Annotated in this window: 21 protein-coding genes; 10 read left to right on the top strand and 11 right to left on the bottom strand. The window is 72.3% G+C overall.

The genetic code is table 11. From position 1 onward, the window contains the following. Positions 1 to 8: 8 nt before the first annotated feature. Positions 9 to 695 (bottom strand): arsenate reductase/protein-tyrosine-phosphatase family protein, encoded by a 687-nt coding sequence (locus ACZ6TI_RS39715; RefSeq protein ID WP_465350422.1) that lies wholly within the window; start codon positions 693 to 695, stop codon positions 9 to 11. Between the two features lie 83 nt (positions 696 to 778). Between ACZ6TI_RS39715 and ACZ6TI_RS39710 the strand changes: the two genes are divergently transcribed. After that, a complete protein-coding gene (locus tag ACZ6TI_RS39710) occupies positions 779 to 1,108 on the top strand; it encodes an ArsR/SmtB family transcription factor (protein ID WP_465350421.1) in 330 nt (109 codons plus the stop codon). Continuing rightward, positions 1,105 to 1,638, top strand: coding sequence for a GNAT family N-acetyltransferase (locus tag ACZ6TI_RS39705; RefSeq protein WP_465350420.1), 534 nt, complete (start codon positions 1,105 to 1,107; stop codon positions 1,636 to 1,638). Before ACZ6TI_RS39710 ends, ACZ6TI_RS39705 begins: the two co-directional genes overlap by 4 nt. Positions 1,639 to 1,641: 3 nt before the next feature. On the opposite strand, the gene ACZ6TI_RS39700 is transcribed toward ACZ6TI_RS39705, so the two are convergent. Beyond that, positions 1,642 to 2,007 carry an ArsR/SmtB family transcription factor gene (locus tag ACZ6TI_RS39700; protein WP_465350419.1) on the bottom strand — a complete coding sequence of 122 codons (366 nt, stop codon included), beginning with the start codon at positions 2,005 to 2,007 and terminating at the stop codon, positions 1,642 to 1,644. A gap of 87 nt (positions 2,008 to 2,094) precedes the next feature. Between ACZ6TI_RS39700 and ACZ6TI_RS39695 the strand changes: the two genes are divergently transcribed. From ACZ6TI_RS39695 to ACZ6TI_RS39675, 5 genes are read left to right on the top strand one after another with little or no spacing between them, the layout of a single operon-like run. Beyond that, positions 2,095 to 2,328, top strand: a complete 234-nt coding sequence (locus tag ACZ6TI_RS39695) for a hypothetical protein (RefSeq protein ID WP_465350418.1) — start codon at positions 2,095 to 2,097, stop codon at positions 2,326 to 2,328. Next, entirely contained in the window at positions 2,328 to 2,837 is a 510-nt protein-coding gene (locus ACZ6TI_RS39690; protein ID WP_465350446.1) for a hypothetical protein, read from the top strand. Before ACZ6TI_RS39695 ends, ACZ6TI_RS39690 begins: the two co-directional genes overlap by 1 nt. Beyond that, on the top strand, positions 2,831 to 4,243 hold the full coding sequence (locus tag ACZ6TI_RS39685; protein WP_465350442.1) for an FAD-dependent oxidoreductase: 1,413 nt from the start codon (positions 2,831 to 2,833) through the stop codon (positions 4,241 to 4,243). Before ACZ6TI_RS39690 ends, ACZ6TI_RS39685 begins: the two co-directional genes overlap by 7 nt. Before the next feature lie 3 nt (positions 4,244 to 4,246). Further along, positions 4,247 to 5,503 (top strand): MFS transporter, encoded by a 1,257-nt coding sequence (locus ACZ6TI_RS39680; protein ID WP_465350417.1) that lies wholly within the window; start codon positions 4,247 to 4,249, stop codon positions 5,501 to 5,503. A gap of 10 nt (positions 5,504 to 5,513) precedes the next feature. Further along, on the top strand, positions 5,514 to 6,437 hold the full coding sequence (locus tag ACZ6TI_RS39675; protein ID WP_465350416.1) for a phosphotransferase family protein: 924 nt from the start codon (positions 5,514 to 5,516) through the stop codon (positions 6,435 to 6,437). Here the strand turns inward: ACZ6TI_RS39675 and ACZ6TI_RS39670 are convergent. From ACZ6TI_RS39670 to ACZ6TI_RS39645, 6 genes are all read right to left on the bottom strand, one after another. Next, positions 6,430 to 8,712: a bifunctional polysaccharide deacetylase/glycosyltransferase family 2 protein gene (locus ACZ6TI_RS39670; protein WP_465350415.1), complete on the bottom strand. Its 2,283-nt coding sequence runs from the start codon at positions 8,710 to 8,712 to the stop codon at positions 6,430 to 6,432. The genes ACZ6TI_RS39675 and ACZ6TI_RS39670 overlap by 8 nt on opposite strands. Before the next feature lie 3 nt (positions 8,713 to 8,715). Continuing rightward, a complete protein-coding gene (locus ACZ6TI_RS39665; protein WP_465350414.1) occupies positions 8,716 to 9,177 on the bottom strand; it encodes a hypothetical protein in 462 nt (153 codons plus the stop codon). 88 nt (positions 9,178 to 9,265) lie between these two features. Continuing rightward, on the bottom strand, positions 9,266 to 9,865 hold the full coding sequence (locus ACZ6TI_RS39660) for a hypothetical protein (protein ID WP_465350413.1): 600 nt from the start codon (positions 9,863 to 9,865) through the stop codon (positions 9,266 to 9,268). A gap of 241 nt (positions 9,866 to 10,106) precedes the next feature. Continuing rightward, positions 10,107 to 10,712: an RNA polymerase sigma factor gene (locus ACZ6TI_RS39655; protein ID WP_465350412.1), complete on the bottom strand. Its 606-nt coding sequence runs from the start codon at positions 10,710 to 10,712 to the stop codon at positions 10,107 to 10,109. Positions 10,713 to 10,771: 59 nt separating this feature from the next. Beyond that, positions 10,772 to 11,488, bottom strand: coding sequence for a response regulator transcription factor (locus ACZ6TI_RS39650; RefSeq protein WP_465350411.1), 717 nt, complete (start codon positions 11,486 to 11,488; stop codon positions 10,772 to 10,774). Continuing rightward, positions 11,485 to 12,684, bottom strand: coding sequence for a sensor histidine kinase (locus tag ACZ6TI_RS39645; RefSeq protein ID WP_465350410.1), 1,200 nt, complete (start codon positions 12,682 to 12,684; stop codon positions 11,485 to 11,487). The genes ACZ6TI_RS39650 and ACZ6TI_RS39645 overlap by 4 nt, the downstream gene beginning before the upstream one ends. A 123-nt stretch (positions 12,685 to 12,807) precedes the next feature. On the opposite strand from ACZ6TI_RS39645, the gene ACZ6TI_RS39640 reads away from it, so the two are divergent. Next, positions 12,808 to 12,933, top strand: coding sequence for a hypothetical protein (locus ACZ6TI_RS39640; RefSeq protein WP_465350409.1), 126 nt, complete (start codon positions 12,808 to 12,810; stop codon positions 12,931 to 12,933). Here ACZ6TI_RS39640 and ACZ6TI_RS39635 read toward each other — a convergent pair. Together ACZ6TI_RS39635 and ACZ6TI_RS39630 are read right to left on the bottom strand one after the other, a co-directional pair. Then, on the bottom strand, positions 12,905 to 13,825 hold the full coding sequence (locus ACZ6TI_RS39635; RefSeq protein WP_465350408.1) for a carboxypeptidase-like regulatory domain-containing protein: 921 nt from the start codon (positions 13,823 to 13,825) through the stop codon (positions 12,905 to 12,907). The genes ACZ6TI_RS39640 and ACZ6TI_RS39635 overlap by 29 nt on opposite strands. Before the next feature lie 103 nt (positions 13,826 to 13,928). After that, positions 13,929 to 16,076, bottom strand: a complete 2,148-nt coding sequence (locus ACZ6TI_RS39630; protein ID WP_465350407.1) for an MMPL family transporter — start codon at positions 16,074 to 16,076, stop codon at positions 13,929 to 13,931. Positions 16,077 to 16,347: 271 nt separating this feature from the next. On the opposite strand from ACZ6TI_RS39630, the gene ACZ6TI_RS39625 reads away from it, so the two are divergent. After that, positions 16,348 to 19,752 (top strand): PQQ-dependent sugar dehydrogenase, encoded by a 3,405-nt coding sequence (locus ACZ6TI_RS39625; protein WP_465350406.1) that lies wholly within the window; start codon positions 16,348 to 16,350, stop codon positions 19,750 to 19,752. A 285-nt stretch (positions 19,753 to 20,037) separates the two neighbouring features. Here the strand turns inward: ACZ6TI_RS39625 and ACZ6TI_RS39620 are convergent, their stop codons facing one another. Beyond that, a complete protein-coding gene (locus tag ACZ6TI_RS39620) occupies positions 20,038 to 20,991 on the bottom strand; it encodes a hypothetical protein (protein ID WP_465350405.1) in 954 nt (317 codons plus the stop codon). 118 nt (positions 20,992 to 21,109) lie between these two features. On the opposite strand from ACZ6TI_RS39620, the gene ACZ6TI_RS39615 reads away from it, so the two are divergent. Next, the gene (locus ACZ6TI_RS39615; protein WP_465350404.1) at positions 21,110 to 21,406 is read left to right on the top strand and encodes a peptidase inhibitor family I36 protein; all 297 of its coding nucleotides are present in this window, start codon (positions 21,110 to 21,112) and stop codon (positions 21,404 to 21,406) included. Positions 21,407 to 21,443 lie beyond the last annotated feature (37 nt).

Raw genomic sequence — 21,443 nt, 5'->3', positions numbered from 1 at the left:
GGTTCCCTTCAGCTCGGTGTGGTGGCGGGGCGGACGGCCGGCGCCAGGCGGTCGATGCGGCCGGCCAGGTCGGCGTACGCCCGCTCGAACGCCGCGTCGGTGTCGACGCGGACCGGGTCGGCGATCGACCAGTGCAGCCGGGGCCGGACATCGCCGGTGAGGTCCTCGTGTGCGTTGTCGCAGACGGCGATGACCAGATCGCCGTCGTGCACCACCTCGGCGACGTGCGCGGTGCGGGTGGCGTCGAGGGCGAGGCCGTGCCGGTGGGCCACCTCGACCGCGCGGGGGTGGACCCGGCGCGCGGGCTCGGTGCCGGCGGAGTCCACCGGGCCGCCGATCCGGTCCTGCCAGAGCGCGGCGGCGAGCTGCGAGCGGGCCGAGTTGTGCGTGCACACGAAGACGACCCGGTCGGCGGCTTGCAACGCCGGTGGCGTGAGTGACGCGAGCGCCTCGGGCCGCAGGCGCAGATAGGTGCGGCGGCGGTCGCCCTCGGATCGGGTGCGCCCGGTCAGTCCGGCCTGCTGGAGCACCTTCAGGTGATGGGCGACCAGGTTGGTCGGCATGCCGAGCGCCTGGCCGAGCTCGCCGGGCGAGGCGTCGCCGAGGCTGAGCGCGTCGACGATGGCCAGCCGGGCGGGATCGCCGAGAGCGGCGTGCACCCGAGCCCGAGCTCGCAGAGAAGCATCGTCATTCATTGACTCAATAATTACTGACTCAATCTGCGGGGTCAAATGCGGATAGTATCGCTCATCGGCGATTGACGATAATGGGGTGGGCGATGAGCGAACTGCTCGATCGGAACACCGCGGTGGAGTACGCCTCGTGGTTCCGGGCGCTGGCTGATCCGTCCCGGGTGCAGATCGTGGAATACCTGGCCCGGGCCGACCGGCCGATGAGCGTCGGAGAGATCGTGGCCGCGGCCGGGCTGGCGCAATCCACCGTGTCGCAGCACCTGAAGATCCTGACCGAGGTGCGGTTCGTGCTCGTCGACGCGGTGGGCAACGCCCGGCACTACCGGATCAATCGACTGTGCGTCGCGTGCTTCCCGTCCGCCGCGGACGTCGTGATGGGCCGGCCCGCCCCGATCGCCGCCGGGGACTGCGGATGACCGGGATCGTGATCCGGCCGATGACGGCGGCCGACGCGGCCGCGGTGCTGGCCATCTATCAGGCCGGCATGGACGGCGGAAACGCCAGCTTCGAGGACACCGCGCCGTCCTGGGCGGCATTCGACGCCGGCAAGCTGCCCGAGCATCGCCTCGTCGCCGTCGACGAGCAGGGCACCGTCGACGAGCAGGGCACCGTGCTCGGCTGGGTGGCCGTCAGCCACGTCTCACCGAGGGTCGCCTATGCGGGCGTGGTCGAGCACTCGGTCTACGTCGATCCGGTCGCCCGCGGGCGGGGCGTCGGGCGTGCCCTGCTCGACGCGCTGATCGAGTCCACCGAGGCGGGCGGGATCTGGACCCTGCAATCGGGGGTGTTCCCGGAGAATCGCGCCAGCCTCGCCCTGCACCGGGACGCCGGGTTCCGTGTCGTCGGTGTCCGGGAGCGGGTCGGCCGGCACCTCGCCCAGGGCAACCGGTGGCGCGACGTCATCTTCATCGAACGTCGCAGTCCGCTGTTCAAGGACGAGTCGTAGAGCTCAGGCGCTCGCCGGCTCGTCGACGGCGAGCAGGGTGGCGAGCTGCCGCATCAGGCCGGGCCGGGGCCGGTAGTAGACCCAGCTGGCGCGGCGTTCGGCGTCGACCAGGCCGGCCTCGCGCAGCACCTTGAGATGGTGGGAGATCGTCGTGCCGGAGATGGCGAACGCCGGGGTGAGGTCGCATACACAGATCTCGCCGCCGGGCGCCGAGGCGATCATCGACATGAGCTGCAGCCGGGTCGGGTCGCCGAGGGCCTTGAAGGCCGGGGCCAGCACCGCGGCGGTCTCGGCGGGGATGCGGTCCTGCGCCATCGGGGGGCAGCAGCCGGCGTCCGGGGCCGCTGGCAGCGCTGCTGATTTCGACATGCTTCGAGGTTGACAGATGTCGAAACCACGTGCAAGTCTCGGTTTCGATAAACGTCGAGTTCGATAAAGATGAAAGTGAGGACGGTCATGAGCGACGCCCGGCGTGCCGGAGGCTTCTCCGGTGATCCCCTCCAGGCTCTCGCGGCCGGCGGAACCGGGGGCTGCTGCGGCAACCAGCCGCGGTCCGCGCTCCCGCTTCCCGACCCCGCGGCGGCCGGCTCGCCGTGTTGCGGCACGGCGGCGGAGGCGGCCGCGGATCAGTCCTGCTGCGGCGGCACGGCGAAGGCCGACGCCGTCGACTCCGGCCAGGGCTGTTGCTGATGACGCCCACCCTCGACGGCCTCCTCGCCGCGGTGAGCGGCGAACGGATGGCCGCAACCGTCGTCACCCTGGCGGGAGATTCCCTCGCCGGCCGCCGGGTGGGTTCCGCGGGTGGCGCGGCCGCCCCCGAGGTGTACGCGAAACCGCCCGTGACGTGGCACGACGGCGACACCCGGCACCACCTCGCCTTCGGTCGCGAGATCGCCGTTCATCCGGACGCCGGCGGCGTCGCCGTCGTCCTCGAGGCCGCCCGCATCCTCGCGCCCGCGTTGCCGGCGGGGTCGGTCGCGGCCGGCCCGGTCGCGTCGGACAACCGCCGCTACGCCGCCGCCGGACTCGCCGCGGTCGGCATGGCCGGCTATCACAGCCCCGCCGACACCGCCGACCGCGTCGACACCCGAACCCTGACCGCCGTCGCCCGCCTCGTGGTAGCGACGGCCTGGCACGCCGCCGCGCTGCCGCGCCGATTCGCCGATCCCCGACCCACTTCCGACAGGAGTTCATCGTGAGCACCCACCTCGACCAGTTGCCGGTCGTCGTCATCGGCGCCGGGCCGATCGGCCTCGCCGCCGCCGCGCACCTCGCCGAGCGCGGCCTCGACTTCACCGTCCTGGAAGCCGGCGACGGCCCCGCGGCCGCGGTCCGCGAGTGGGGGCACGTCCGCCTCTTCTCGCCGTGGCGGTTCAACATCGATCCCGCGGCGGCCCGGCTGCTCGGCGAAGCCGGATGGGTGCGGCCCGACGACGACCGGCTGCCCACCGGCGCCGAGCTGGCCGCCGACTATCTGCGGCCGCTCGCCGAGCTGCCCGCGCTGAAGGCGTACATCCGCTACGGCGCCCGGGTGGCCGCCGTGACCCGGCTCGGCCTCGATCGGCTGCGCACGGCCGGCCGCGACACCACACCCTTCCTGGTGCGCCTGGCCGACGGCCAGGACATCCTCGGCCGGGCGGTCATCGACGCCTCCGGCACCTGGGGTACGCCCAACGTGCTCGGCGCCTCCGGCATCCCCGCCCACGGCGAAACCGACGCGGCGTCCTCTCTCGAGCACGCGCTCCCGGACGTGCTGGGCGCGGACCGCGACCGGTTCGCCGGCCAGCGGGTTCTGGTCATCGGGGCCGGCCACTCCGCCGCCAACACCGTCCTGGCCCTGGCCGACCTCGCCGAGCAGGCGCCCGGCACCACCGTCACCTGGGCGATCCGGGCCGACAGCCCGGCCCGCACCTATGGCGGGGAGGCCGGCGACGCGCTGCCCGCCCGCGGGGCCCTCGGCACCGTGCTGCGCGAACACGTCGAGACCGGCCGGATCGCCCTGGTCACCGGCTTCTCCGCGGCGAGCCTCAGCCCGGCCGCGGACGGGATCACCGTCTCGGACGGCTCCCGCGAGCTGGTGGCCGACCGGATCGTCTCCGCCACCGGTTTCCGGCCCGACCACACCGTGACCGCCGAGCTGCGCCTCGACCTCGACCCGATCATGGGCTCGACCCGGGCGCTGGCACCGCTGATCGACCCGAACGAGCACTCCTGCGGCACCGTGCCACCGCACGGCGTCGACGAGCTCGGCCACCCGGAGCCCGGCTACTACGCGATCGGGGTGAAGTCCTACGGCCGGGCGCCGACGTTCCTGATCGCCACCGGGCACGAGCAGGCGCGCTCGGTGGTCGCCGCGCTCGCCGGCGACTGGACCGCGGCCCGCGACGTGCAGCTCGACCTGCCGGAAACCGGCGTCTGCAACGGCAACCCGGTCCTCGGCCAGGACAGTGTCGCCCCGGGCGCCGGCTGCTGCGGCGCACCCGCGGCCGAGCCGGCCGGCCGTGGCCTCGCGACCGGCATCGCCGGCGGGCTGATCAGCGCGCCCCTGACCCTGATCACCGTGCCATCCGGCGCGGACGAGCAGGCCGGCGGCTGCTGCAGCTGAGGCATGGCAGAGACCGGGCAGGTGGCCGCCGGGCGGGTGCCCGGCGGCCACTCCGCGCCCGACTCGAGCCGGGCCCGGGGGATCGTGGCCGCGCTGGCGATCACCCAGACCGTCGGCTACGGCACGCTCTACTACGCGTTCGCCGTGTTCCTCACTCCGATCGCCGCCGACCTGCACACCTCCACCGCCGCGGTCACCGGCACGTTCACCCTGTCGATCCTGGTGTCCGCGGCGCTCGCCGTACCCGTCGGAAGGTGGCTGGACCACCGCGGGGGCCGCGCCCTGATGACCGCCGGCTCCCTCCTCGGAGCCGGCATGCTCTTCGCCTGGTCGCAGGTGCACAGCCTGTGGCAGCTCTACCTGGTGCAGACCGGCATCGGGGTGGCCGCCGCGGCGAGCCTCTACGAGGCCGCCTTCGCGGTCGTCATCGCCTGGCACAGCCCGCGCCGACGCCCGAACGCGCTGCTCGCGCTCACCGTCGTCGCGGGCTTCGCCAGCACCGTCTTCCTGCCGCTGACCGGCTGGCTGGTCGACCAGCACGGCTGGCGCACCGCCCTGCTCGTCCTCGGCGGGATCCAGGCGGTTCTGACCGTTCCGCTGCACGCGCTCGTGTTGCGGGCTCCGCCGCACGCCTCGCTCTCCCCGGAACACCGACCGGACCGCGCACCGATCCGGTTGCGGGCGGTTCTCGCCGACCGGGGCTTCTGGTTGCTGGGGCTGAGTTTCACCGCCCATACCGCGGCGATCGCCGCGGTCACCGTCCACCTCGTCGCAGCACTCATCGCCTGGGGGCACTCGGCCACGTTCGCGGCCACAGTCGCCGGGCTGTTCGGCGTGCTGTCCGTGACCGGGCGCTTGGTCACCACCGGTTTGCAGCGCTTCTACCGGACCACGACAGTGGTTGCCGCCATCTTCGTCATCCAGGGCATCGCCGCGGCCCTGCTGCCGATCGCCGGGCGCGACCGGCTGGGCGCGACCATCGCGGTGATCGGCTTCGGGCTCGGCTTCGGCGTCGCCTCCATCGCCAAACCGCACCTGCTCGCCCAGCGCTACGACACGCGCCGCTACGCCACCATCGCCGGGATGATGGTCGTCCCGATCACCATCGCGAAAGCCGCCGCGCCGCTCGCGGCGGCCGGGCTGCACGCCGCCGGCGGCGGCTACATCGGCGTCTTCGTCGCCACCGCCGTCACCTGCCTGGTCGCCGCGGCCGCACTCACCGCGCTGGGGGCGGATGCGTCGAGGAACCGCCGGCCCTAGATTGCGGGGGATGGACCTGTCACATCTCGGCGCGCCGACCGGTCCGATGACCCGTGTCCACGGTGGGTTCGCCAACCGGATGTACCGGCTCGACACCGACCGCGGGTCGTTCGCGGTGAAGGAGTTGAACCTCCTCGATCGCCGCTCGGCCTACCGCGCCGCGGACGTGTTCAGGTTCGAGCGGGCGGCCTTCGCCGCGGGCATCCCGATGCCGGAGCCGATCTCGGCCGGCCACGGCACGCTCGTCCACCGGTGGGTCGAGGGCGAGAAGGTGCCCGAGGCGCCCGTGTCGCCCGCGTACGCGTTCGAGATCGGCGAGATCCTCGCGCGCATCCACGCGCTCGACGTCGCGTGGAACCAGGACTCGATCGAGGACCCGGCGGCACGGGACTGGCCGGAACTCGCCGAGCGGGCGGCGGCGACCGGACAGCCGTGGGCCGGTGAGCTCGCCGCCCGGGTCGGGACGTTCCTCGCCATCGCGGATCTCGTCGACACCTGCGAGCGACCGGGCCCCGTCGTGCTGACCCACCGGGACATCCAACCGTGGAACCTGCTCGCCCGAGCGGGCCGGCCGGTGCTGCTCGACTGGGAGCTCTCGGGGATGCTCGACCTGTCCGGCGAGCTCGGCTCGACGGCGCTGAGCCTCGCGAAGGGACCCGGCTTCGACGACATCGAGCCCGCCGTCTTCCGCTCGGTGCTCGACGGCTACGTCACCGGAGGCGCGGCGTTGCCGCCGCCGGGCCCGAGCTGGTTCGTGTTCATGATCGGCGGCTGGCTGGGGCACACCAGGTGGAACGTCCTGCGCTGCCTGGCCGGCGTCGAGCCCCGCACCGGACCCGGCCTCGCACTGTCGCACGAATCCGTGCGCGACGCGGTGCGCGGCCTGCCCGAACTGTTCGGCCGGCTGCCCGAGCTCGAGGCGCTGCTCAGTTGACCGGCCAGCGGGTGTTCGCCGGCCGTCGCGCTTCCGCGGGGTCCGACCGGCCGAACGAGGTCTCCGGCACATTCCAGGGGATCGTCGTGCAGTTCGTCGTCGCCCTGATGTTGGTCCGGGGACCCGTCTGATCGAAGCGCTCCATGGGCCGGTTCGAGATCGTGTCGCGGGCCACGGCCGAGGCGGCGCCGGTGCGGACCATGGTGTGCCAGCGCAGCCGGCTGCCCAGCAGCGCCATCACGGTGGCCTGCACGACCACCAGATACATGAGCTGGCGGTAGACGATCTGCTGCAGCGGCAGGCTCCACAGTGGTCCGTAGCGTTCGCCGTCGAGGTGCAACGCGTAGCCGGCGGTGGCCATCTGCAGCGCGGTGAAGGCGATCCAGATGGCCGCCACCTTGGCCGGCGGCAGGAAGATCAACCCGTAGATGCCGTAGATGTCGACCATCGGGGCGCTCAGCGGCAGTAACACCTGGAAGAGCAGCAGATAGGTGAGGCCGCGCCGGCCCAGCCGCCCGCCGGCGCCGCGTTGCACCAGCGCGCGGCGGTGCTTCCACATCGCCTGCATCGTGCCGTAGCACCAGCGGTACCGCTGCCGCCACAGCTGGCGCAACGATGCCGGCGCCTCGGTCCAGGCGATCGCCCTCGGCTCGTAGACCACCCGCCAGCCCGAGCGGATGACCGCCATGGTGAAGTCGGTGTCCTCGGCCAGGGTGTGTGCCGACACCCCGTCGACGTCCTCGATCGCCGAACGCCGGAACGCGCCGATGGCTCCCGGCACCGTCGCCATGCAGCCGCCGACGTCGAACATGCGGCGGTCCAGGTTGAAGCCGGTCACATATTCCAGGTGCTGCCAGCGGCCCAGCAGTCCGGTGCGGTTGGCGACCTTCGCGTTGCCGGAGACCGCACCCACGCCGGGATCACTCAGCTGCTGGACCAGGCGCCCGATGGTGTCCCGCTCGAAGACGGTGTCGCCGTCGACCAGCACCAGGATCTCGTGCCGGGCGTACCGGATGCCCGCGTTGAGCGCCGCCGGTTTGCCGGCGTTGGCCTGGCGGACGACGAAGACGCCGGGCAGGCCCAGAGCGTCGACGATCTCGGCCGTCCCGTCGGTGGACCCGTCGTCGACGACGATCACCTCGAGCCCGGGGTAGTCGTTGCTGACCAGCGAACGCACGGTGGCGGCGATGTTGGCGGCCTCGTTGAACGCCGGAACGATCACCGAGACGGGACCCAGATAGCGCAGCGGCGCCCGGCTGAGACGCCGGTGGCGGCGCAGGTGGAGCCGGGCGCCGAACACCTGGACCAGCAGGCGCAGCCCGGCGAGCAGCACGGCGATCGCCATCAGCGTGGTCATCAGCCGGGCGAGCCACGCGCCGCCGAGCTGAGCGACCCGCAGCAGGTGACCCCGCCAGCGTTGCGAGGCCGCGGCGCCGGGCATGCCGAGCAGGCCGAGCCCCTCGGAGACGGTGACGAAGCGGTACCCCTCGGCCTGCAGCCGGGGGATGAGGAGATCCAGAGCCCGTACGGTCTGGGATCGATCGCCACCGGAGTCGTGCATCATCACCACCGCACCGGCCGGAGCCGCGGGCCGGGCGGCCGCGGCGATCGCTGCGGCACCCGGCCGCCGCCAGTCCTCGGTGTCGAGATCGGTGAGCACGACGAGATGACCGTGGTCGGCGATCTGGCGCAGCGCGGCGAAGTCCGCGCCGGTCACCGCGCCCGGCGTGGACGAGTACGGCGGCCGCATCAGCAGCGGACGCCGGCCGGTGGCGGCCGCGATCGCGTTGTCGGTCAGGGTCAGTTCGGCGGCGAGCCGCCACGTCGGCGTGGCCGCGGCCGTGACATGGGTGAACGTGTGCGAACCGATCTCGTGTCCCTCGGCCAGCACCCGCCGCGCGATCTCCGGATGCTCGTTGACCCGGGACCCGATCTGGAAGAACGTGGCGTGCGCACGGTGCCGGGCGAGGACGTCGAGAATCCGGGGCGTCCAGGCCGGGTCCGGGCCGTCGTCGAAGGTGAGGGCGATCGTCTTCGGCGGCATTCGGCGGCTGCTCACGGACGCGCCGGGTCCGATGCGCTGGATCGCCGCGCCGCCGGTGACCGCGGCCGGCGCGGCGCCGGAGTCGCCGGGGCGCGACGCCGGATCCCCGTCCTCCGCGCCGACGTGCGAGACGTACCCGTTGAGGCACAGCTCGGCCAGGACGACGAGCAGGAACAGGACCAGCACCACCCAGTGCGCCCGCGGCTCACGCCGCAGCACCCGTTTGCCCATGCGTCAGCTCTTCTTCGACGAGTGCGGGTTCGGCGTACGGGAGGGTTTGCGCCCGTTGTTCTTCGGCGTGGGTGTGACGCTGGCCGAGGGCGTCGGAGTGGGTTCCGCGCTCGTCGGTGTCGGTGTGACCGCGGGAGCCGTCGTGCTCGGCGTGGGCGTCCGCCCGGACCGGGCCGGCCTGGGCGGGCTCGGCTGTGGCCGGGCCGAGGACGTGGTGGGCGACGGCTCGGGGCGCGGCCCCTGAGCGATGCCGGCGATGCTGTCCGGCCAGCCCGGGACCGCGGCCGGGCCGACACCGGTGAAGCCCGCCACGAACGCCAGCAGGGTCAGGCCCAGCACGAGGCCGCCCGCGGAACCGGCGACCGCGATGAGCCGGCGCCGGCGGCCGGAGCGGTCCACGAAGATCGGGTCGTCGCCGCGTTGTCGTTCCACCACGAGTCGTTCCACCACGGTTCTCTGCCTCATTTCCGAAGCTGGTCGGGGCGCGCCGAATCGATCCCGGTCCGGTGTGGCTGGGATGCCACACCGAACCGGGATCACGGGGGGAAGTGAGCTATTCGGGTGGGCCCTTCGAGCCCTGGTTCCCGTTGCCGTTGCCGTTGCCGTTGCCGTTTCCATTGCCGTTTCCATTCCCGTTGCCGGGTTTGGTGGCGCTGGTGGTGGGACTCGGTGTGGGGACGGGGGAGGACGAGGACCCGGCGACGTAGGGAGCGCAGAACTCTCCGATGTTCGACGCATCGCCGGCCAGCTCGGCGAGCGCGCGCCGGGACTTCGCCTTCATCGGCTTGCCGTGCTGCTTGTCGCCGGCGGCCTGCCAGGCCTGGCACAGCCCCCGAGCCTCCGGGACGGCACCGCTCGAGCCCGGCGTGGGCGCGGTCGTGCCGGCCGCGGTCGGGGACGGGGTGAGGGACGGGGGGATCGTGGTGGGTGCGCCGCCGGTCGATGGTGCGCTGGGCGTCGTCGACGGCGCTGCCGGTGGCGGCACGCCCAGCGAGGAGAACCAGCGGTGCGCGTGGTGCTGTGCGGCGGACGGGAGCGAACCCGCCTCCGCCGCGACCGCGGTTCCGCCGACCACCAGGACGGCCACTCCGGCCGCCACCTTCATCGTGGCCGCCCTGGCGAGCGACGGAATGCGAGCACGGCTTCTCCTCATCGGCGTTCCGGTCGGCATGGCACCGCGATTCGCCGCCACGAAAGCGGTGACCGCAGCTCGTTCGCCGGCCAGCTCCTCGGGGGATGCGGGAGCCGTCGCGGCGTCGAGCAATGCGGCCAGACCATGCTGATCGCGACCCGGAGAGCCACCGGCCAGAAGCCGATCAAGGTCCGCCGAGCTGATCCGAGGATTTCGCCGTCTGCGCATCGCACCCTGAAGAGCGCCCCAGACGTCCATCGCGTTACACCTCTCCCGGCGCCGGATGTCCGGGCAGTCCGCGGGCCAGGTCCAGGGCCCCGTTGCGGGCCTGCACCTGCGGCATGGCGGCCAGTTTCCGCAGGCCACGCATCGTGGCCACGCGCACCGCGCCGGGCCGCTTGCCGAGCACCTCGGCGGTGGCAGCGACGTCCAGTCCGGCCACGACCCGCAACATCACGGCCTCGGCCTGGTCGCGCGGCAGGCGCGCGATGAGATCGAGAGCCCAGGCGGTGCCGGACCGCTCCGACGCCTCGGCGGCCGCGTCTCGCGCTTCCAGCCCCCGGTCGTCGATCGAGGGAGCCGGCTCCTCCGGACGCCGGGTCACCCGCCGGCGGTCGTCGATCGCCCGGTGCCGCGCGATCCGGAACAGCCAGCCCCGGAACGCCGGCGGGTCACCGTCGAAGCGATGCAGGTCGCGGGCGGCCTGCAGCCAGGTCTCGGAGGCGACGTCCTCGGCGGCGTCGCCGACCACCACCCGCAGATAACGCAGCACGGCAGGCTGAAGCCCGCGCCACAGGACGGCGAATCCGGCCTCGTCCCCGGCGATCGCACCGCTCAACGCCCTGGCGAAGTCGTCGTCACCCAACACGTCGATCCATCGACCCTTTGCTCGCGGCAGCCCTGCTTTCCGACCGGCAGGCCAGCACGCTACACCTCGGCGCCCGGCGGTTCACCCCTGCGTGCCGGTGGCATCTCGCCGGGGCGGACCAGCCCGGTCTGGTACGCGATGACGACCAGTTGCGCCCGGTCGCGTACGCCGAGCTTGGTCATGGCCCGGTTGACGTGGGTCTTCGCGGTGAGCGGCGAGACGAAGAGCCGCTCGGCGATGTCGTCGTTCGAGAGGCCGGCGCCGACCAGGGCGAGCGTCTCGCGCTCGCGGTCGGTCAGCACGTCGAGCGCGGCGGGGGCGGGCCGCGGCATCGGTTCGGGCAGGTCGAGGAACCGGGTGATCAGGCTCTGGGTGGCCCGGGGGGACAGCAGCGCCTCCCCACCGGCGACGATCCGGACGGCCTCGAGCAGGTCGGCCCGGTTGACGCTCTTGCTGAGGAAGCCGCTGGCGCCGGCGCGTATCGCCCGCAGCACGTTCTCGTCGAGCTCGAAGGTGGTCAGGATCAGCACGCGCACGCCGGCCAGGTTCTCGTCGGCCGTGATCATGCGGGTCGCCTCGATGCCGTCGAGCTCCGGCATCCGGATGTCCATCAGGATCACGTCGGCGCGGGCGCTGCGAGCGAGCGCGACCGCTGCCCGGCCGTCCGCGGCCTCTCCGACGACCTCCAGGTCGGGTGCGGATTCGATGAGCACGCGGAACCCGGCGCGGATGAGCGCCTGGTCGTCGGCGAGCAACACCCGGATCCGGCCGGTCATGTCGACACCCCCTGGTCGATCGGTGCGGGCAGGAAGGCGCTCACGGTGAACCGGCCGCTCCCGTCGCGTCCGGCGTCGAGGGTTCCGCCCACGGACGCGGCCCGCTCCCGCATGCCGGTCAGGCCGTGCCCGGTGCCGGAGCTCTCGGCCGCGGAGCCGGCGCGGTTCTCGACGATGATAGTGAGCCCGTTCGGGTGATAGCCGAGCCGGACCCGGGCGGTGGGGTCGCCGCCATGCTTGCGGGCGTTGGTCAGCGATTCCTGGACGATGCGGTAGGCGGCGAGGTCGACGGAGGGCGGCAGCGGTCTCGCGTCACCGTCCTGCTGGTGAGCGACCTGCAGGCCGGCCGCCGCCACGGAGTCGAGCAGCCCGGCGAGCCGGTTCAGGCCGGGCGCCGGTTCGGTGGAGGCCTCCGGAACGTCGCCGCGGCGCAGCACGGTGAGCACGGCGGCGAGCTCCTCGAGCACGGTCCGGACGGCCTGGCGGATGTGTGTCAGGGCCTCCTCGGCCCGTTCCGGCTCCGGCCGCAGGAGATGAGCCGCCACCTCGGCCTGGACGTTGATCAGGGCGATGTGGTGCGCCACGATGTCGTGCAGTTCGCGGGCGATCCGCAGCCGCTCCTCCGCCACGCGGCGCCGGGCCTCCTCGTCGCGGCTCTGCTCGGCGCGCGCGGCACGCTCCTCGACCGCCGTCACGTACGCCCGCCGGGTCCGCACCGAATCGCCGACCGCCACCGCCATCCCCATCCAGCCCAGGTCCTCGAGGCTCTCCGAGGAGTCCCAGCCCTGCCCGCTGAAGATCACCGCGGCGAGATAGACGACCAGCGCGGCGGCCACACCCGAGACCCAGGCGGTGGTCCGCCTCCGGTGCAAGGCCACGGTGTACGCGCAGATCACCGACACCGCCGTCAGAACGTAGATCTCGCCGACCGTGGCGACCGCCCATGCCGCACCACCGGCGGCGATCAGCAGGACCGGCACCGGCCATCGGCGCCGCCAGGTGATCAGCAGGGCCGCGGCCGCGGCGATCAGGAAGTCCCGCGCCGTCAGGCTGCGACCCGGGATGCCCCGGGGACCCGCCAGCACCGACAGCAGGGACAACCCGCCGACGAGCGCCCCCAGCAGCGCGTCCACCTCCCGGGGGTGGCGCGCCGCGGTTGCCCGGGCTCGCGGCGGCCAGGTCGGGAACGGGGCCATGCCGGTGACCGTACGGGACCGCGACCGCGCCCACGTCGTCCGGGCGCGGTAAGACACCGGACGCCGCGGCTACCACGACGGTGGTATCCGACACCGTCCGTGACCGGACGACACCGCGGTATCTTGAGTCTCGTCTACACCTACCTGCTCGACCCGGCGACCGGGCGCTACCGCGACAGCGAGATCTTCACCGGCGTCGTGAAGGTGACGGCGCCCTTCGTCATCGACGTAGATCTCGGCCGGATCTGATTTCCGTCGCGGCCACTGCGGCCGGCGTGTTTCTCCGGCGGATCAGCAGCAGCGCGAGGGCGCCCAGGCCGGCGGCGACCAGCAGCCCGCCCAGGATGGTGAACAGCAGCGTGCCGTTGCCTCCGTCGCCGGCGGCCGGGGTGGTGGCCGGCGGCGCCGCCACGGCGACACTTTCCTCCGGGGCGGGCTCGTCGGCCTCCACCACCGGGCTCGCCACGACCGAGGGCGGCGCCTGGGACGGCGCGGTCTCGGCGGTCAGCGTCAGCCGCACGGTCGCGGCCCGGCCGGCGGCGCCCTGCACGGTCGCGCGAGCGGGGCGGTAGCCGTCCTTGCCCGCGACGACCGTGATGAGGCCGGCCGTCACCGACCTGATCGAGAACCTGCCACCACGGTCGCTGGTCGCCTGGTAGTCGTTCCCGGCGCTGTCCCGCACCGCCACGGTCGCGCCCCTGATCGCCTTACCGGCGGCGTCGCGGACCCGGCCGGAGACCCGGCTCTCCGCGGATGGCGGCTGCTTCGAGCCGCGTACCAGAATCATCTGGTGGTCGAAGGCCGTCTCCCGGCCGATCCGCACGCTGACCGCGAGATTGAGGCCGGTCTCCTCGCCCGCGCGCACCTGGGGTGCGACGACCGTGGCCTCGAAGGTCTCGCTCCGGCCGGGGCCGATGTCCTCGGCCGCGGAGCATCCGGCCGTGCATCGGAGGCCGCCGGAGACAGCTACGAAGACCTTCTCCGTCGCGCGGTTGTTGTTCGTGGCCCGGAACCGGACGCGCACCGACCCACCGGACCGCACGCTCTCCGACGACACGCTTTCGATGCGGATGGCCGGAGGGGCGGCCGCCGCCGGCGCCGCGGACACCGCGAGCGGCGCTCCGACCAGCGCGATCGTCACGGCGGCTCGAACCCACCGGCAACCTGAGCGTGTCGTCACGTCCAACCATCCTCTGCACGGCAAGCGACTCCGGTCGATGGCGGGTCACTATGCCCCATCGCGGTTAGGTTTCGCGAATGGCGGCCGCCGGGACGCGCGCGGCCACCGGCTCCGGACTGGTGAGGCGCGGCGCGAACCAGCGTTCGTGCAGCCGGCGCAGCGGCGCCGGGGCCCACCAGTTCCAGTCGCCGAGCAGGCTCATCACCGCGGGCAGGAGCAGGCCGCGGACGACCGTGACGTCGAGCAGCAGCGCGACCGCCATCGCGAAACCGATCTCCTTGACGGCGATCAGGTCGCCGAGCAGGAAGCCGAGGAACACCACGCCGATGCACAGGGCCGCGGCGGTGACCACCGGTCCGGACTTCTCGATGCCGATGCGTACGGCGCGGTCGCCGGCCGTCCCGCGGTCCCACTCCTCCTTGATGCGGGCGAGCAGGAACACCTCATAGTCCATCGAGAGCCCGAAGATGAATACGAACAGCAGCACGGGCGTGGTGACGTCGATCGCGCCCCACGAGTCGAAGCCGAACAGGGCGTCGCCGATGCCCCACTGGAACACCACGACCAGCACGCCGAGCGTGGCGAGCAGGGTGAGCGCGTTCATCAGCAGCGCCTTGGCCGGAATCACCAGCGAGCCGGTCAGCACGAAGAGCAGCACCGCCGTGGACAGCAGGACGACCAGCAGCGCGATCGGGAACCGGCCGGCCACCGAGTCGCGGTAGTCGACCAGCTCCGCGGCGCCGCCGCCGACGAGCACCGGGAACGGCGGGTCCAGCGCCCGGATGGCGCGGACCAGGTCGCGGGAGACCGGGCCGGCCGTCTCGCCCTCCGGCGTGACGTCGATGACGGCCGCCGGCGCGGTGATGTCCGGGCGAGGCGCGAGCCGCAGCACGCCGTCCAGCGTGTTGAGCTCGTTCATGAAGTCGCGGACCTCGGCGCCGGCCGGATCGGCCTCGACCACGACCACGACCGGGTCGGCCTGGCCGCCGCTGAAGTCGCGTTGCACGGCCTCCTGCAGCCGGCGGGCCTCGGCCGAAGCGGGCAATGCGCGGGCGTCCGAGTTCTCCAGGTTGACGGCGAACACGAAGGGCATCGACAGCACGATGAGCCCGGCCGTGACGGCGAGCGCGACCGGTGCGGGCCGGGCCTGCGCGAAAGTCGCCGGCCGCGCGAGCATGCTCGGGCCGCGTCCGGAGCGCGGGCCGGGGATGCGGCGGTGGGCCACGGCGATGAGCGCGGGCACCATCGTCAGGCCGGCCAGCGTGGCCAGCAGCACGGCGACCGCGCCACCCAGCGCCATCGCGCCGAGCAGTGGTTCGGCGAACGCGAACAGGCCGACCATCGCGGCGGCCACGGCGAGCCCGGAGATCAGCACCGTGCGGCCGGCGGTCGCGGTGGTGCGGGCGAGGAGTTCCGCGACCGGGGCGCCGGGGCCGGCGTCGCGTTCCTCCCGGAATCGGGCGATCACCAGCAGCGCATAGTCGACGGCGAGCCCGATACCGAGCAGGGTGACCACATTGACGGTGAATTCGCTGACTCCGGTGACCGCGGTCAGTCCGAACAGACCGAGCAGCGTCACCGACACGGTGGTCAGCGCGGCGGCGAGTGGGATCAAGCCGGCCACGAAGCCGCCGAGAATCAGCGTCAGCACGACCAGCAGGACGACGATCGCGACCGACTCGCCGAGGGCCGCGTCCGCGATGGCCTGGTCGGCGAACGCGCGCTCGGCGAGCTTTTCGCCGCCGACCAGCACCTCGGGCGCGTCGATGCCGTGCAGGGCAACGGCAACCGCGTCCTCGACCCGCTCGCGCCGGTCGTCCGGCAGGCCTCGCTCCAACTCGGCCCGGATCAGCGAGCTCCGGTTGTCGGCGCCGATCCGCCCGCCCGGAGAGCCGTACAAATCCTCGACCTCGGCGACGCCGTCGATGGCACGGATCTCGGCGGTCACCGCGGTGATGTCGTCGACCAGCGCCCGGTCGTACACGTCGCGTCCACCGACGACGGCGACGACCACCGGGCCCTCGGGCAGCATCCGGTCGAGTCGCCGGTCGGCGAGCTGCGACTCGGCGCCCGGCCGCAGGCTGTCCGCGGTGCTGACCCGGTCGAAGACCTGACCCCCCAGAACCAGTCCGGCGGCGACCAGGACCAGCCAGGCGCCGAGGACCGGCCACCGCCGGCGGGCGCACCACCGGCCGAGCGCAGCGAACGTCACCTCGGCATGCAAACACTTCGGGATCATTGCGGACACCCGCGTCCGGTCCGCCCCGTCCGCCGATCGACGGGCATCCACCGGACGGACGGCCAGTTCTGGCCGGTCGCCGGGCGGTCGAGTCGCACAGCCGACGGCTCGGGGGCTCGGAATCCCCATAGGCTTCGGCAATCTTGCGAGGTGGCGGACCTCTGTCCCACCGCGAACTGGGAGGGGATTGCCCGTGCTTCGGCGTACGCTGAGTGGGTTTGTCGCTCTTGCGACCGTGTTCGCGGTGACGTCATTCGTCGGCCCGCAGACCGCTTCCGCGGTCGTGCTGCCGAGCGGCTTCCAGGAGCAGATCGTCTTCAGCGGTCTCAGCTCCCCGGTCGACCTGGAGTTCGCGCCGGACGGGCGCGTCTTCGTCGCCGAGAAGGGCGGCCGCATCAAGGTCTTCGACGACCTCGCCGACACGACCCCGACGGTGTTCGCCGACCTGTCGACCAACGTGCACAACCAGTGGGACCGCGGTCTGCTCGGGATGACGCTGGCGCCCAATTTTCCCGCGAATCCCTATGTATACGTGCTTTACACCTACGACGCGCCGCCCGGGCAGACCGCCCCGGTCTGGAACGACGTGTGCGCCAACGCGAACGACGGACGCTGCGTGGTCACCGGCCGGCTCTCCCGTCTGCAGGCCGCCGGCGACACGATGACCGGCAGCGAGCAGGTGCTGCTGCACGACTGGTGCCAGCAGTTCCCGAGCCACTCCATCGGTGACATCGCCTTCGGCGCGGACGGCATGCTCTATGTCGCCGCGGGCGATGGCGCGAGCTTCAGCGCGGTCGACTACGGCCAGTTCCCCTCCGGGGCGCCGACGAACCCGTGCGGCGACCCGGTCAACGAGGGCGGGGCGTTGCGATCGCAGGACATCCGCACGCCGGGCGACGAGACCCAGCTCGACGGCACCCTGCTGCGGCTCGACCCGGTCACCGGCGCGGCCGCGGCCGGCAACCCGAACATCGGCTCCGCCGACCCGGACACCCGCCGGATCGTCGCCAACGGTCTGCGCAACCCGTACCGGATCACCATGCGGCCCGGCACCAGCGAGACCTGGATCTCCGACACCGGATGGAACACCTGGGAAGAGGTCAACCGGGTGGTCAACCCGACCGCGGGCGTGACCAACTTCGGCTGGCCGTGCTGGGAGGGCAACGCCCGGCAATCCGGTTACGACAGCGCGAACCTGCCGATCTGCGAGACCCTCTACACCGAGCCGGCGAGCGCCCACACGCTGCCGTTCGTCGCCTGGAACCACTCCAGCCGGCTGGTCTCGGGCGAGGCCTGCCCGACCGGCAGCTCGTCGTCGACCGGCGTGGCGTTCTATCCGGCCGCCGGCGGTCCCTACCCGGCCGCGTACAACGGCGCGGTCTTCTTCGCCGACTACTCGCGCCGGTGCATCTGGGCGTCGTTGCCGTCCACGCCGGGCGGCCTGCCCGATCCGGCCAACCTGCAGACGTTCATCTCCGACGCCGCCAACCCGGTCGACCTCGAGGTCGGTCCCGGCGGTGAGCTCTACTACGCCGATCTGGGCGGCGGCACCATCCGGCGGGTGCGCTACTTCCCCGGCAACCAGCCGCCGACCGCGGTGATCGCGGCGTCGCCGACGCAGGGCCCGACGCCGCTGACCGTGGCGTTCAACGGCACCGGCTCCACCGACCCGGATCCGGCCGACGAGGGACGCCTGCGCTACGCCTGGGACTTCACCAACGACGGCGTGACCGACTCGACCGCGCCGACGGCGTCGTTCACCTACACCGCGGCGGGTCCCTTCACCGCGCGGCTGACCGTGACCGACACGTTGAACGCGACGCACACCAGCACGATCGCCATCACGCCCGGCAACGAGGCGCCGACCGCCGTGATCGACACGCCGGTCCTGGGCACGACCTGGAAGGTCGGCGACGTGATCGCCTTCTCCGGCCACGCCACCGATCCGCAGCAAGGCGCGCTGCCCGCGTCCCGCCTCAGCTGGGACCTGGTCATGCACCACTGCTCCGCGCCGGACAACTGCCACGCGCACGCGATCCGCAGCTGGACCGGTGCGGCGTCCGGATCGTTCGAGGCGCCCGACCACGACTATCCGTCCTATTTGGAGCTCAAGCTGGTGGCCACCGACCAGGAGGGCCTGAGCCACACGGTCACGCGCCGGCTGGACCCGAAGACGGTCGACCTGACCTTCGCCACCGTGCCGTCCGGACTCCAGCTCACCGTCGGCTCCTCGTCAGGGACCACACCCTTCTCCCGTACGGTGATCCAAGGCTCCACCAACTCGGTGTCGGCGCCGTCCCCCCAGGCCTCCTCGACGTTCACGTCGTGGTCCGACGGCGGGCAGCAGAACCACGTCATCGCCGCGCCCACGGCGGCGACCACCTACACCGCGACCTATGCGACCGCCCCGACACCGCAGCGGATCGGCTACACCCAGGCCGGCGCGTCGACGGACACCGGCGACATGAACCACATGAACGGCTCGCGGTTCGTCACCGGGTCCGACCCGGCGACGGTCCAGTCCATGTCGGTATACCTGAAGACCGTGCGGCCGGCCCCGAACAACCAGTACCAGCTCGCCATCTTTGCCGACGCGAACGGCTCGCCCGCCGCCCGCGTGGCCACCAGCACCTCGGGCGCGCTGACCGCCAACTCGTGGAACACCCGGCCGATCGCCGCGTCGCTGGCCGCCAACACCGCGTACTGGCTGATGTACAACACCAACGGCGACAACAACCTGAGCTTCGACGCGGGCACGGCCGGTCAGGGCGCCTGGAGCGGAGCCACGACGTTCGGCACGTGGCCGGCGACGTTCGGCACGTCCAGCCGGTGGAACGCGAAGTTCTCCATCTATGCGACCACCGGTGCGGACACCGCCGCGCCCACGGTCGCCTCCACCACCCCGACCGGCGGCGCCATCGGGGTGGCGCTGAACGCGCCGATCACCGTGCGGTTCAGCGAGGCCATGGCGGCGGGCACCATCACGCCGGCCAACCTGGAACTGCGCGGCCCGGGCGGCACCTTGGTCAACCGGACCGTGACCTATGACGCGGCCAACCAGGCGGCCACGATCACGCCGTCCGCGGCGCTGACCGCTTCGACCGCGTATGCGGTGACCGTGCGGACCGGCGTGACCGACACGGCGGGCAACGCCCTCGCGGCCAACCACCAGTTCTCGTTCACCACAGCCGATCCGAGCGCGCCGCGATTCGGGTACGACCAGATCGGCGGCACGCTGGACTCCGGCGACGTGAACTACATGAACGGCTCGCGGTTCGTGAACGGCCCCACCGCGCTGCCGGTCAGCCAGATCTCCGTCTACCTCCGGACTGTCCAGGCCGCGCCGGGCAACCAGTATCAGGTGGCGATCTACGCCGACGCCAACGGCTCACCGGGCACGCTGGTGGCGTCGAGCACGTCCGGCGCGCTGACCGCCAACTCGTGGAACAGCCGTCCGGTGAGCACGACGCTGGCGCCGAACACGGCCTATTGGCTGATGTACAACACGAATGGGGACAACAACCTGAGCTTCGACATCGGCAGCGCCAACCAGGGCGCGTGGAGCCAGCCGCGCACGTTCGGCACGTGGCCGGCGACGTTCGGCACGTCGAGCCGCTGGACCGCGAAGTTCTCGATCTACGCCTCGTAGCGGTGGGTCGCTCCGGGCGTCACCCGCCCAACCCGATGGACTGGCCCTCGGTTGGCGGACCGTACTCAGTCTTCTCCTTGCCGCAGCGTCGGCAGGCTGAGTAGACCGCGCCCTTGCCGCCTTGGTCGGGGTTCGTCCGCCGCTCCCACTTGTGCAGACCGACGGCGCACAACAATCGTCCGAACACGGCAACCTCCCTGAGCCAGTGTCGCGAGCCTCGCCATCCCCATCAGGGTCGCAGAAGGGTAGTGGTGCACCCATCCGATGATCGGTTCGTCGCTTCGGTCAGGCCCGGGCGACGAGCAGGTCGTCGAAGGCACAGGTGGCCTGGTAGGGCCGGTTTCCCCGCGGTAGGATCGTGGCCAGGTCGACAGGGCCGTCCGGCAGCGGCGCGGTGCCGTCCGGCGGCGGCGCGAGGGTGGTCTCGCCGACGCGGCGATCGTTGGCGAAGAAGGTCGCCTGATTCCCCTCGAACCGCACCCCCAACCGTGTCCACCGGTCGGCCTTCGCATTGCGGGGGAGCTTGGCCTGGAAGATCGAACGGGCGGCCCCGGCGCCGGTGAACAGGGTGACCTCGAGCGTTCCCGCCTGCATCCGCAACGCGTAGAAGCGGTCCTCGGCGACGTGCCCGAACAGCAGGGCGCACACGGTGCCGTCCGGGCCGTCGACCCGGCGGACCCGGACCTCCGCATACCACGTGCCGGCGACCGGGGGAGTCAGGCCGGTCGTCTCCTGTGAGGCGGAGTCCAGGCCCTTCATCGTCAGCTGGATGCGCAGGGCGCCGTCGTGCAGGCAGCGCTGTCCGATGCCGTGCGAATCCCCGGGGAGACCGGTGCGGCCCGAGGAGCCCTCGAAGCGCTGGGAATCCACTGTGGCCCAGTCCGTCGCCGCCGATCGGGCGGACCGTCCGGGCGCGGTGTGGACGACGTCGAGAATCACCAGCGGAGCACCGATGAGGATGACGACCAGGAGGGTGGAGAGGGAGAGGATCTGCAGATCGGCGGCCCGCCTCGGGTGCCAGATCCGGGCGATGACCGCGACGATCAGCGAGGTCGCGGCCGGAATCAACGGCGCCAGCGTGGCGTCGTATTCGGCCAGGCGTTCGAGACGTGGACCGGCCACGACCGTGCCCAGGGCCGCGACCGCGCCGGCCCACACGGCCAGCCAATTGGCGTCCGGCGCGCGGCTCGGCACCGAAACGGCGGGTGGGATGATCTCGGGCGGGGCCGGATCGGTCATGGGGCCGTACGCTAGTGGGCGCGGCCGATTCGAGCCCCCGCATTACGTTCAGACGCCGATTGGTGCGATTGCTGTCTTAGCGGACGATCGCGCTTAATAGTCGGCAGGCTCTCGATCGGTGGACGTCCACCGAACGATCAGCCCGGCGCTCGCGGACTGTCCGGCCAACCGGTTCTGCCTGTACGAGTCGGCCGGCTACAAGGGCGACCAGTACAAGTACGCCCCGAGCACGGCGTGCCGCAACCTGTCCGCCGGCATCAACTACGACGCGAACTCGATGCGGAACTACCGGAGCCACCGCGTGCGGATGTGGGACATCCCCGGATGCGGCGGCTCCTCCCGGTACACCGCGAAGGCTTCTCCTACGACTCGAACTTCAGGAACAACAAGTTCTCGAACAAGGCCAGCTCGCTGAAGCGCATCTGACGCGGCAACCCACGGGTGCTGAGATG

Source organism: Actinoplanes sp. NPDC051388 (genome assembly GCF_055586225.1).
This window is presented reverse-complemented; position numbering and strand designations above follow the sequence as displayed.